We start from the raw sequence: 12,270 nt of genomic DNA, 5'->3' as shown, positions 1-12,270 counted from the left end.
ATCATTATAGTAATACTATTAAACGCCTAATTGTTTTTAAAATTACCTGCCGGCTGGCTCGCTTGGCATATTATTCCCACCCTCGTCACGGCCGTCTTTATCCTTGTCCTTTGAGAACTCCAGTTTACCAAATTTATAACTCAGCGTTAAACCAAACGAACGGAATGGCAGTTGCCTGATGCTAGTCTGATTAAAGCCCGGCCCTTTGGTTGTAGATTCCTGGTTAATGTATTGGCTAAAGGCGTTATTGGCAACTAAACCAATACTCGCCTTTTTATCCCAAAACTGCTTGCGCACCGCCATGGTGTAAAAAAAGAAATGCGGCCTTGTGCCCTGCAACGTGCGCGATGATGAGTTGTAATTACCAAATGCCTCGGCCATAAAGTTGCCGCCAAATTGGTAACTGGCATTAAGATTCATACGGTATTGGAAGGCTTTGACAGAATCGATACCCGGTGCCTTGTTGTTGCGCTGTGCCAGGAATATATTGGTACGCAGGTTAAGCTTTTTAGTAACAGGTACCGATGCAAATATATTACCGCCTAAGGTTGCCTGTGTGCCCAGGTTGGCGCGCTGGTTTAGCAATACGTTGGTGTAATCTTTACCGTTAATGGTGAGCAGATTGTAACGGGTGGTAAACTGCTGGATATCGTCGGTATTGTGGCGGTAAAAGCTCCCGATGTAAATATTGGCGCCGCTATCAAACGACTTGTTGTAACCCAACTCAAAACTATTGCTTTTCTCGGGCTTTAAGTTAGGGTTACCAGTGCTGATATTTTTTGGGTCGCTGATGTTATAAAACGGGTTTATCTCGCCGTAATCCGGGCGCTCTATACGGTACGAATAGCTTAATTTAATACTTTGCGTTGGCGTTAGTTTGTGTGATATTACCGCCGATGGTGCAAAGGTGTTGTAACCCGGTATCACCACGCCGGCTAAGTTTGATTTTGTATCGGTGTATTCGCTGCGTAACCCTGCTTTAACATCCAAAAAGTTTTTGAAAAGCGATGTTGATACCGATACATAGCCCGCGTAAATATTGCGCTTATAGTCAAAGCCGTAGGTTTGATCGGCATTGTTTACGTAATTGCCACTACGTAACGTATCGGTAATGGTGGTGTTCTTCAGGTCTTCTATTACTGCCTTTACGCCACCTTCTATAGTGAAGGTTTTAGTAACCGGGTGAGTATAGTCTATAGAAATATTGGTTTCCCTGTCATTGCCGGGGTTGTTCCCACGGATGCCTGTGGTTTCCCTCGGGTCGTTCAGGTAATCCTGCGTTTGGAAATAATTGGCCGTGTTTTTACTGTAACTGCTGGTAAATAACGCCTCAAGCGACTGACCTTCTTTCTTAAAGTTCTTTTTATAGGCAAGGCTGTAATCGGTAGAGTAGGCAGTAAACTTACTATCCGAATTACGTAAACTTAACAAATTCGAGATAATATTGTCGGTAGCGGCCGTTACACTCTCCTGTTGGTTGGTAAGCCCATTATTATGGTTCCCAAAATGATCAAAGCCTATGGCTGCTGTTAACACATCTTTAGGGGTAATATCCCAATTAAAGCTTAGCCCGCTTTGGTAACCGCTCCGTTTAGAATCTGAGCCACCATTTTGAAAAAGGCGTGTTATGTTACCAATGCTATCTGTTGACGAACGGTTATTGGTTGTTAAAACCGTGGTATTTAACTGTGCGTTGCCGCTAAAAAAAGCATTAACCCCAAAGTTACCTTTACGGGCATTTAAGTTAAATGAGCCGTTCTCCTGGCGTGTACCCGCGGTAAGGTTTATGCTTCCGTTTATGCCCTGTACCTTGCTATCCTTTAATATAATGTTGATGATACCGCCGGTACCGGCCGCATCATATTTTGCACCGGGGCTGGTTATCACCTCAATGCTTTTTATTTGGCTACCGGGGATGGCTTGCAGCGCATCGGCAAGGCTGGCACCAAAAATACTGCTTGGCTTACCATTGATCAGGAAACGGATATTAGCGTTGCCTTGTAATTCCACATTACCATCAATATCAACAGTAACCTGCGGCACTTTTTTCAATACATCTATAGCGGCACCACTTTGGGCGGTCAAATCATTTTGGGCATTGTAAACCATTTTATCAATCCGGTTCTCAATAATGGGCGCCTTGGCTACGATGTTAACCCCCTTGAGTTGGTTTTGTACAGGCTCTAATAATACATTGCCAAGAGCCATTGTACCGCCATCAACAACCATAACATGTTCAACAGTATGTTTTTTATAACCTAAAAAATCTATGGTGAGGCGGTAGTCGCCAGCGGGGATGTTATTCAAGTTAAAGCCGCCCTTGGGGTCGGTACTTAAGCCGTTGAACGGGCTTGTACTTCCTTGTTTAAATAGGGATACTGTAGCATAATCTACAGGCTGCTTACTAACAGCATCAGTAACTTTACCGGTAATCTTACCTTTGCCGCCGCCATTATTTTGGGCATTTATATCTAAGGTAGTAACAAATAGAAAAACAAGAACAAAAAACGTACGCATATAACCTCTTTATTTCGAGGTGCAAAACTGTCAAGAAACTTTGGATTAAAACTGAATTTTTAGGTACGTTTCGTAATTGTTACATACACCATATCTACCTAAAATATAAGCACCATTGTACCCCCGATGATTAGCAACGCGCCAATCCCCGTTTTTAAAGTAAGCGGCTCGCCTAAAAACACAACCGATAAAATTATAGCCAAAGCAACGCTCAACTTATCTACCGGTGCCACTTGCGATACCTTACCCAACTGTAACGCCTTAAAATAAAAGATCCATGATAACCCGGTAGCGCAGCCGGATAGCACCAGGAAGGTCCAGTTCAATTTTGTTAAGCCATTAATGCCATGCTGCGTGCCTTTGTACAGCACTATTGCCCATGCAATCAGCAAGATCACTACCGTACGGATAGCCGTAGCAAGATCGGTATCAACTCCTTTTATACCAATTTTTGCAAATATTGCCGTGAGGGCTGCAAATAGCGCCGAAAGTAAAGCATAGATCCACCACATAATTTTATGTTTTTACAGATTAATAATTATCGACTTGATTTATCACGTGCAATTTTAAAGGAAAATAATTTCTTTTCGATTAATATCGAATAGCGTTTTCACCTTAAATGTGATGATTTTTTATAAGGAAATCATTTTTATAACACGTTATTCTTATCTTTATCGTTTTAACCCCAATATGAAGAAAACTGATTTTGTTTATTCCCAGGAATCGGAACCACATCGCATACGTACAAAAAAGATACTGAAGCAGTTTCCGCAGCTAAGGAATTTAATAGGGAAGAACCCAAAAACCATTTGGGCCATCATTGGCCTGGTAGCATTCCAGGTTGTATTGGCGTGGTTCCTTCGCGACCAATCATGGTGGTTGGTTTTTGGTGCCGCTTACCTGTTAGGCGCATTTGCAGACCACGCCCTGTTTGTGATGATTCACGAATGCACACACCAATTATTATTTAAAAACCGCAATGCCAACCGTTGGGCATCTATGTTTGCAAACTTGCCGCAAATACTGCCAAGCGCTATATCGTTCGAAAAATATCACATCAAACACCACTCTTTCCAGGGTGTACATGAGCTTGATGCCGATCTGCCAAACCGTTGGGAAGCGCGTTTAATAAGCAACTCTTTCTTTGGTAAAGCACTTTGGTTATTGTTTTTTCCGGTTTTCCAGTTATTTCGCTTATCACGTTTACGCGAGATCCACCCGTTTGACGGATGGATACTGACCAACTGGTTGATACAAGCAGTATTTACCGGCCTTATCTATTATTTTATGGGATGGCATGCATTAGCATTTTTGCTATTGAGCTTTTCGTTCTCGGTAGGTTTACACCCGCTTGGCGCCCGCTGGATCCAGGAGCATTATTTAACCCACAGTGTCGAGCAAGAAACCTACAGCTATTACGGTAACTTTAACGCTGTAGCGTTTAACGTAGGTTTCCATAATGAGCATCACGATTTTCCTTCTATCCCATGGAATAAATTGCCGGAGATAAAGAAAACCGCGCCAGAATATTACGAAACTTTATACTACCATACCTCGTGGACCAAATTATTCTTCCAGTTTTTGTTTGACAGGGAGATCTCTTTATTCAACAGGATATTGCGCCGCGAGCGTGGTAAAGTTGCCATTACCGATGTATCTAAACCAGATGCCGAGATGAGCTTTGGCAAAGAGGGTGCTGCTATGGCGCCGCAAAACTCGTAGTGTCAATTTAAAAGCATAAATAAAACGGCCCATAATAATATGGGCCGTTTTTTGTTTTATAAGCTTAGTTATGTTTAAAAGTAAAGCTCTAAAAATATTTATACCTGTATTGTGCCTGCTATTTATCGCGGCATTTGCTAAGCACCGTTTGGTAGATAATAAGCACCTGCCCGAAAGCCATTTGTACTCAAAAGAAATGGACGAAACATCGGGGCTTGTAGCATCAGCCGTTAACCCCAATATTTATTACGCACATAACGATAGCGGCGACACCAGCCGTTTCTTCGCCATTACTGCCGATGGCAAACTCAAAACAACCATTTATTTTACCGGCGATAAAAAAGAACGCCTCGGCGTGCGCGATTGTGAGGATATAGCCGTAGGCCCCGGCCCTGTTAAAGGCAAAAGCTATGTTTACATTGGCGATATAGGCGATAATGCCTCACACCGTAAATTCATAACCGTGTACCGAACCGAAGAACGCAAAGCATGGGGCACCGATAGCCTTGCGCACACTGTACCTGTATCAGTAAACCTAAAATACCCGGATGGAGCCAAAGATGCAGAAGCTATGGCGATAGACCCGATTGAGAAACTACTGTATATCATTACCAAGCGTGGCGACAGCGTAGGTATTTATACGTCGCCATTAAAATATAAAGCTAACGATACACTTACCTTAACCTTTAGGGGAAGGTTGTTCTTTAGCGGAATAAAACCCTTTAAATGGATAACCGCGGCCGATGTATCTGCCGATGGTACACAGATATTGGTGAAAAGTTACGAGAAGGTGTACTACTGGCAGCGCCAAGCCGCCGAACCTATTTGGCGGGTTCTTAAAACCGCGCCCAAAGAATTGGTTTACAAACAAGAAAAACAAGGCGAGGCCGTTGCTTTTACGCGCGATGCCAAAGGCTACTACACCACCAGCGAGGGGGTTTACGCGCCCATTTATTATTATCAAACACCAGAGAATTAAAATTTTTATTACCTTTTTCAAATTAGCAGTCGAGCGCCCACGCCTGGCTTTTTTAGTTTTCAGCGTCCACGCTGAAATGTGCAATCGCTATATTTTATAACGGATAATTATCACTATTTTTCTTCAATCAATATTTTTTTCAAAGCCGTGGCAACCTTTGAGCAACATCCCTCGTGATGTATGCAGATAAGGTAATAATTTAAGGCAAACAGAAACCCAAAGCATGGGCGAAGAAGAATTACAACAACTGGTAAAAGGCTGTTTAAAAGATGACAGGCTGTGTCAAAAGCTCTTGTACAAGGCTTTTTATGGCTTTGCGATAGGCATCTGTTTACGGTACGCCAACAACCGGTACGAGGCTTCGGAGATCATGAACCAGGGGTTTTATAAAGTATTCAAAAATTTAGCGAAGTACGATATAACCAAGCCTTTTAAGGCATGGCTTGGCCGTATTATGGTCAACACTTCCATTGATTATTACCGTTCGAACCTGAAGGTGGCATACACCGAGGAACTTGACAAAGCCGAGCATATTAACGATACCGAATTCGCCGACAGGAATTTAAATTATAACGAGTTATTGAATATGGTAAGTCAGTTACCACGTGCCTACCGCACCATATTTAACTTATTTGCCATTGAAGGTTACACGCACGAAGAGATAGGCGACATGCTGAACATCAGCACAGGCACCTCAAAATCAAACCTACATAAGGCACGAGAGAAATTAAAAATAATGATAGCCAACAGCAATAAAATGCCGGGCACAGTAAGTAAACAAGCAAACGATAATATAATACCTATTAACCAGCAAAACACACCCAACCTGTCCATATCGTTTATAAACAACATAACCAAGCGATGAAAGAGGAAAAAGAAGATAGTATTGATAAATTGTTTAGCCGCGGCCTAAGCGAGCCCGGCGACAATGCGCAATACCGGGAGGAAGATTGGGACACTATGGAGGCCTTGCTTGATGGCAAAAAGCCAAGGGGACTTGTATTTAATTTATTGGTGCTGGCCGGTACTATCGCGGCCATGCTTGTACTTATACTTGGCTGGTTATACTTAAACCCTACATCAAAACCTGATAAAGACACACAGCAGGCTGTGAAAAAAGCACAACCTGCCTTAAAAAAGGATTCCGGTAAATACGGCCCGCCCGTGCAGCAACTGGCAGATCTCAAAAGTAATACGCTTTCGGCAAATGATAGTAGTGCGATGAGTGCAAATAAATTGAGCCGTAAAAGTAAGTCGTTCTTCACCTTATCTGCTGTACAGGGCGGCCGTAATAATACCGGTAATGGTTTTAACTATAGGGCACCGAAAGTAACAATGGCGGCTACACACAATACCATTATTACCAATGTAACCCAACTCGCCATAGCCAAAATTGATACAATTATCACCGATAAAAACGCGCCTGTAATGGCAAATAATAAAGCATATATCGATACCGTCGCCGCCGATAAAAGCGCTGTACTTGCTGCAAATAGCAACAAAAAAGATACCATAATCACCGAAAAACGCCCTCCGTTGATCTCAGTAGTGGATGACATTAAACCAAGTAAAAAATCGTCGAAATCTGGAGGTGCCTCAGGCCCGGCGGCATATGCATTCAGGCCAACCTTCTCGTTAAGCTTGGTGGCCTCGCCGGATGTAAACAGCGCCAAAGGCCTTTCCAATACCAGGGTGGGTTCAAACGCGGGCTTGCTGTTAACTATGGGTGTATCTCGCAAGTGGAGCATCACCACCGGGGCAATATATTCCGATAAACCATACATGACCGATTTTGCAAATTACGCTACAGCCTACCAATTTAACGCCAACCCAATTAGCGTTACCGCAAGCTGTATGGTGCTGGATATCCCAATAAACCTGGGCTACCAATTATTTAGCAACGGGCGCAATAAGTTTAGCTTGGGTACAGGGCTATCATCATACTTTATGCTGCGCGAAAATTACACCTATAACTATGCAGGGGGCACCCCTACCGGGCCAACCAGCTACAACATACGTAATAAGAATAAACATATTATGGGCATCCTAAACCTAAATGCAACTTATCAGCGCGAGATAAGTTCGAAATTTGGGGTGGGCGTGCAGCCATACTTTAAAATACCGCTCACCCGTATCGGCTATGGGCAGGTGAATCTAAAATCGGCAGGGGTTGCTGTAGGGGTAACGTGGAACATTAATACGGGACAAAAACCTTAAAAAAACATGAAATATATCGGAGTAATATTACTCGCCTGGTTTGCAACAAACCGGGCGGGGCAGGACATCTATGTCTGTAAAACCGCGGTGGTAACCCTTTATTCAAAGGCACCTATCGAAGATATCGACGCGAGGAGCGACAAGGGTACATCGGTGTTTAACACCACTACCGGCGACCTTGCCTTTAGCGTGCCCATCCGCTCGTTTAAGTTTGATAAGTCGCTGATGCAGGAGCACTTCAACGAAAATTATATGGAGAGCGATAAGTATCCGCAGGCAACCTTTAAAGGCAAACTTACCGACAAGCCCGACCTGACCAAAGACGGAACTTACCCGGTAACCGCAAGCGGCGTTTTTGATGTACATGGCGTAAAACAAACCCGCACCATCACAGGCAAAGTTACCGTGGCAGGCGGTGCCATCAGCCTTAGTTCGGAGTTTATGGTGGCCTGTAAAGATCATAAGATAGATATCCCTACCCTCGTTTTCCAAAACATTGCGGAAACCATCAAAATAAAAGTAACCGCGGCTTACACACCCTACAAATAAAATATCCTTAATACAATAAAATTATGAAAAGATCCCTCTTATTTATCGCACTGATATTTGCTGCCGGCTTATCAAGAGCACAAATCACAACACCAAAAGATACGGCAGCCACCAATACGGATGCGCTGATGAAAACCCTTAGCGCGCCCGTGCAAGGCGAACCCGTTATAGCTACTTTTAAAGCTACGCGGCTCATCCTATCGCAAACCACCGAGACTGTTAAAAAGAAAGAGCTTAACTTTTTGGTGATCCACCGCTTTGGCGATATTGGCGGCGCAGCAGGCGGCGGCAAAACCTTTTGGGGCTTAGATAATTCATCAGATATTTACATTGGTTTTGAATATGGCCTTACCGATAACCTGAACATTGATTTTGGTCGCAGCAAATTTGAGCAACTGATAGAGCTGGGTTTAAAATATAATATCCTGCATCAAAAAACGGACAACAGCGTACCCGTTGCAGTTACTTTAATTGGGAAAACAGGTTTTAAGCCATACCATTCAAACACACCTGTTTTTGATGATTATGTAAACCGTTTCTCATACCTGGCGCAGGCAGTTATCGCGCGCAAATTCTCTTCAGCTTTATCGCTGCAAGTATCACCCATGTACATCATGAACAATGTACCGTACCCGTTTACAATCGGTAACGAGAAAAAGTTTCTCGCAATATCTGCAGCGGGCCGTTTAAAATTCAGCAAGCGGATGGGCCTGGTGTTAGATTATGTGCACCCGTTCTCCAACTTCAGGGATAACAGCGTTGATCCCAAGTTTTATGACGGCCTGGGTGTAGGGATCGAGATAGAGACCGGCGGCCACGTATTCACCATTAATTTTACTAACTCAGAAGCAATCTCCGAATTTAACTATCTCAACAATACTCAATCCAAATGGAGCAAAGGGCAGTTTCGCCTTGGGTTTACCATCTCCAGGATCTTCGATTTTAACAAGAAACACAAATCGGCTTACTAAGCTCCTTTACAAAATTTATGGCTGTGCTGCACCGGGGGGTGCTGCATGGCCCTTTACATTGCTAACCTTATTGGCGTGGCAAGCGGGCGCCATCCGGGAAATATTAAGGGATTGATCCCATGGCCCCTACCGCCCGGCAGTTTACACTCAACCGTAGCTGATCTTATAACGCTCCAATTTCCAATCAGTATAAAATTATGTAGCTCATTATCAATATAATACAATTATTACAGTACTATGTATTGCATAATACTATATAAAACATATATCTTTATGGAAATTTAATCCATATCGTGAATGAAAAAGATCTTTAACCTAAAAACAACTATACTGGCCTCGCTAATGGTAATAGCAGGTAGTGCCACAACCTTTGCACAGTGCGACAAAAAAGTAACCTTCACGGCATCAACCTCGACTTACCTTAATGACAAAGGTGCGGTGGAAAAAACAAAGAATGAGGAAACAATAGTAACACTTGACAACAAAGAGGTTAACATCACCACCGGTGGTAGGCCTGAATTGGCAGGCGTTGTTAAAACCTATACATGCAATTGGGTCAACTCCTTTAAAACCGGCAAATCCGTAATCAGTACCGTTATGGTTGATGGCGGCAGTGAGTTGCATGCTATCATCACTATCGAAGGTAAAGATGGCAAAGTCACGCTAACCTTTGAGGCGGCAGAAATGCCCGGCAAAAAGATCGTGCTGATTGCAGACAAATTCGAATAATAAACTATAAATATCACATAATATGAAAACGAAAACCCTAAGCTCCGCTGTGTTTGCTTTGTTCCTTGTAATAGCAGGCAGTACCACAACCTTTGCGCAATGCGACAAAACAGCAACCCTTACCTCATCAAACACAAATTATTTGGATGATAAAGGCACTGTGTTAAAAAGCAACAATGAAGAAACCGTTATCACCATCACAAAAACTGATTTGACCATTGCACCAGGCGACCACCAGATGACGGGTAAGATCACTTCCAGCACCTGCGATTGGAAAGTCCCTTTTAAAGAAGGCAAAACTGTAGTGAAGTCTTTGATGACCGGCGACGGGGAGGATAAACACGTCACCATAACCATTGAGGGCAAAGCAGGTAAAGTAACCCTGACATTTGAAGCCGAAGAGATGCCCGGCAAAAAGATACAAGTAGTGGCCGATAAGTTTGAATAATTATTGGTATTGCTTTTTGGATGGCGGGACGATGTGGTGCATCTCCCGCTATTTTTATTTTAGCGCGGCAACGGCTTGTAACCGCAGGCCTGTTTTGTCATCCACTTGTGCCCCACTGCCGTTGCTTAGCAATATGCGAAATGCCCTTTTGTTATTAGGCGCAGCGGCACCAGAAAAGTTTCTGATATCGATGCTCTTAAAATGATCAACCTGGACGCCCTGGGTAAAATAAGGCTCTGTTATTGTATTATCCCAGCTCAATTTAAAATTGCTGATGGATAAGCCATCGACGTAATGAGCCAAAAGGCCCGGTATATCACTTTGAAAGAGCTGCTCCTTCTCGTATAGCGCGCCACGCAGATCAATGTTACCACCTGCATATTTATTAAGCTTGCTGTTCCTAAATTCGAAGCTTACGTTATTCAACTTTACATTTTTAATGATGCTTTGCTGGCTGCCATATATCAACAATCCATTTTCACCTTTACAAACAATATTATCAAAAGTTACATTTTTAATGGCGCCCATTTTTACATCTTCTTTTCCCCTTACGGCCGAAATATGGATCGGTTCGCCGTTGCCCCACCAATCGCCGGTACGCAGATATGTTTCAATCGTCATATCACTAAAGCTGATATTTTCTAACGACCCTTCGTCCCGCAAAAAGATACCGATACCCCGAGTAGAATTGGTGATGTTTACATGGCTTACATGCACATTACGCACCGTGTTTTGATCTAGGAAACCGATCCGGATGCCGCTGGAGTACGATTGCAAATTACAGTTGGTAACTATTATATTTTCTGATACATGCCTGGTACCACTAAATCCAGGTATCTCAAAATGGTGGTTATAGCCGGTAATGGCAATGGCGTCGTCGCCCGTGCGAATATCACAATTGCTAATGATAACGTTACTGCTGCTGGTAATATCTATGCCATCAGCATTTGGCACCAAAAGGCCGCTCCATAAGCGGATGCCGGTTATTTCTACATTATCGCAATCGGCGAAGTGTAACGTCCAAAAGGGCGAATTTAGTAATGATACATCTCTAAACTTTATGTTTTTACAATTGCTGAAGATCACCATTTGCCTCGGCCTATCTTTAGGTGTTACCGGGCCATCGCCTATACCACTTTCTACTTTGCGATAGTTGCTTTGTTGGCGAGTTAGGCTTGCGCTTTTCTCGTCTATTTTTTTAGCATGGTCAAAATCATAAAACACTTTGTTGTTACCGTCTATTATACCCTGCCCTGTTACCGAAACATTTTCGGCACCGTTTGTATATAATATCCCATAGTAATTAAGGCCATATTGGGGCATGGTGTAGCTATCGTAGTCGTTAAGATTTGCACTCCCTAACAATACAGCGCCAGTTTCCAGGTGCAGGTCTACATTACTTTTTAAATGAAAGGTACCAGTGATAAAAGTACCGGGCGGCACATATACTATACCGCCACCATTTTTGCTACATGCATCAACGGCCTTTTGCAGGGCTGCGCTATTAATGGTTTTGCCATCGGCCACAGCTCCATAATCTTTTATATTATACGCTTGGCTCAAAACATCGGCAGGGCGCAAAAAAAGGGAAAGCATTAAAAACAGGCAGCTGTGAATATATTTCATATTTAATTTTTATTGGGAAAGGGTACTTGTTTACGGGCTTGTATTAAGTCCATAAATTTAATATAATGATTATCATTTATTTTAATAATAATCCTACATTTAGTAATTACAAATTAACCCATATGAAAAGAAAGATCTTTACTACAGCCCTATTATCATGCTGCTTTATGATATGCATGGCAGCAGCAGTTTTTGCCGACCTTAACGGCAAATGGACAGGAAATTTAACCATGAGCGATGGTAACACCTTCCCGGTTACGTATGATTTTAAAGTTGCAGGCGAAAAATTAACCGGTACCGCGCAATCACCACAAGGCGATGTAAATATTGAAGACGGTAAAATTAAAGGCGACGAATTTAGCTTCAGCGTTAATGTTAATGGGATGGATGTACCGCACAAGGGTAAAGTATATGCAGATTCGGTTGCTATGAATCTTACTATCAGTGCAGATCAGTTGCATTTTGTTCTAAAACGCGTTAAATAAGTTTCATTTATTAATATTTTACGCCCC

12 protein-coding genes are annotated in these 12,270 nt (G+C 42.8%); 9 read left to right on the top strand and 3 right to left on the bottom strand.

Annotated elements, in window-relative coordinates:
- Positions 1 to 42: 42 nt before the first annotated feature.
- Together ACVW0P_RS14265 and ACVW0P_RS14260 are read right to left on the bottom strand one after the other, a co-directional pair.
- On the bottom strand, positions 43 to 2,517 hold the full coding sequence (locus ACVW0P_RS14265; RefSeq protein ID WP_457132710.1) for a TonB-dependent receptor domain-containing protein: 2,475 nt from the start codon (positions 2,515 to 2,517) through the stop codon (positions 43 to 45).
- Between the two features lie 98 nt (positions 2,518 to 2,615).
- Complete coding sequence (locus tag ACVW0P_RS14260) at positions 2,616 to 3,029, bottom strand: EamA family transporter (protein ID WP_354431807.1); 414 nt, start codon at positions 3,027 to 3,029, stop codon at positions 2,616 to 2,618.
- Between the two features lie 178 nt (positions 3,030 to 3,207).
- On the opposite strand from ACVW0P_RS14260, the gene ACVW0P_RS14255 reads away from it, so the two are divergent.
- The 8 genes from ACVW0P_RS14255 (at position 3,208) to ACVW0P_RS14220 (ending at position 10,132) form a co-directional block, all read left to right on the top strand.
- The gene (locus ACVW0P_RS14255; RefSeq protein WP_457132709.1) at positions 3,208 to 4,239 is read left to right on the top strand and encodes a fatty acid desaturase; all 1,032 of its coding nucleotides are present in this window, start codon (positions 3,208 to 3,210) and stop codon (positions 4,237 to 4,239) included.
- Between the two features lie 70 nt (positions 4,240 to 4,309).
- Entirely contained in the window at positions 4,310 to 5,218 is a 909-nt protein-coding gene (locus ACVW0P_RS14250) for a hypothetical protein (RefSeq protein WP_354431805.1), read from the top strand.
- Between the two features lie 223 nt (positions 5,219 to 5,441).
- Positions 5,442 to 6,083: an RNA polymerase sigma factor gene (locus tag ACVW0P_RS14245; protein ID WP_457132708.1), complete on the top strand. Its 642-nt coding sequence runs from the start codon at positions 5,442 to 5,444 to the stop codon at positions 6,081 to 6,083.
- The gene (locus ACVW0P_RS14240; protein ID WP_457132707.1) at positions 6,080 to 7,435 is read left to right on the top strand and encodes an outer membrane beta-barrel protein; all 1,356 of its coding nucleotides are present in this window, start codon (positions 6,080 to 6,082) and stop codon (positions 7,433 to 7,435) included. Before ACVW0P_RS14245 ends, ACVW0P_RS14240 begins: the two co-directional genes overlap by 4 nt.
- A 6-nt stretch (positions 7,436 to 7,441) precedes the next feature.
- Positions 7,442 to 7,984 carry a YceI family protein gene (locus ACVW0P_RS14235; protein WP_457132706.1) on the top strand — a complete coding sequence of 181 codons (543 nt, stop codon included), beginning with the start codon at positions 7,442 to 7,444 and terminating at the stop codon, positions 7,982 to 7,984.
- 23 nt (positions 7,985 to 8,007) lie between these two features.
- The gene (locus tag ACVW0P_RS14230) at positions 8,008 to 8,955 is read left to right on the top strand and encodes a DUF5777 family beta-barrel protein (RefSeq protein ID WP_457132705.1); all 948 of its coding nucleotides are present in this window, start codon (positions 8,008 to 8,010) and stop codon (positions 8,953 to 8,955) included.
- Between the two features lie 297 nt (positions 8,956 to 9,252).
- Entirely contained in the window at positions 9,253 to 9,684 is a 432-nt protein-coding gene (locus tag ACVW0P_RS14225; RefSeq protein ID WP_457132704.1) for a hypothetical protein, read from the top strand.
- A gap of 22 nt (positions 9,685 to 9,706) precedes the next feature.
- On the top strand, positions 9,707 to 10,132 hold the full coding sequence (locus tag ACVW0P_RS14220; RefSeq protein ID WP_457132703.1) for a hypothetical protein: 426 nt from the start codon (positions 9,707 to 9,709) through the stop codon (positions 10,130 to 10,132).
- A gap of 54 nt (positions 10,133 to 10,186) precedes the next feature.
- Here ACVW0P_RS14220 and ACVW0P_RS14215 read toward each other — a convergent pair whose 3' ends face one another.
- The gene (locus ACVW0P_RS14215) at positions 10,187 to 11,758 is read right to left on the bottom strand and encodes a glycoside hydrolase family 28 protein (RefSeq protein ID WP_457132702.1); all 1,572 of its coding nucleotides are present in this window, start codon (positions 11,756 to 11,758) and stop codon (positions 10,187 to 10,189) included.
- A gap of 122 nt (positions 11,759 to 11,880) precedes the next feature.
- Here ACVW0P_RS14215 and ACVW0P_RS14210 point away from each other — a divergent pair, with 122 nt between their 5' ends.
- Positions 11,881 to 12,243, top strand: a complete 363-nt coding sequence (locus ACVW0P_RS14210) for a hypothetical protein (protein ID WP_457132701.1) — start codon at positions 11,881 to 11,883, stop codon at positions 12,241 to 12,243.
- Positions 12,244 to 12,270: the final 27 nt, after the last annotated feature.

The sequence above is a fragment of the Mucilaginibacter sp. UYNi724 genome, assembly GCF_054057495.1.
The sequence above is the reverse complement of the archived record's forward strand: the minus strand, read 5'-3'. Positions and strand labels throughout refer to the sequence as shown.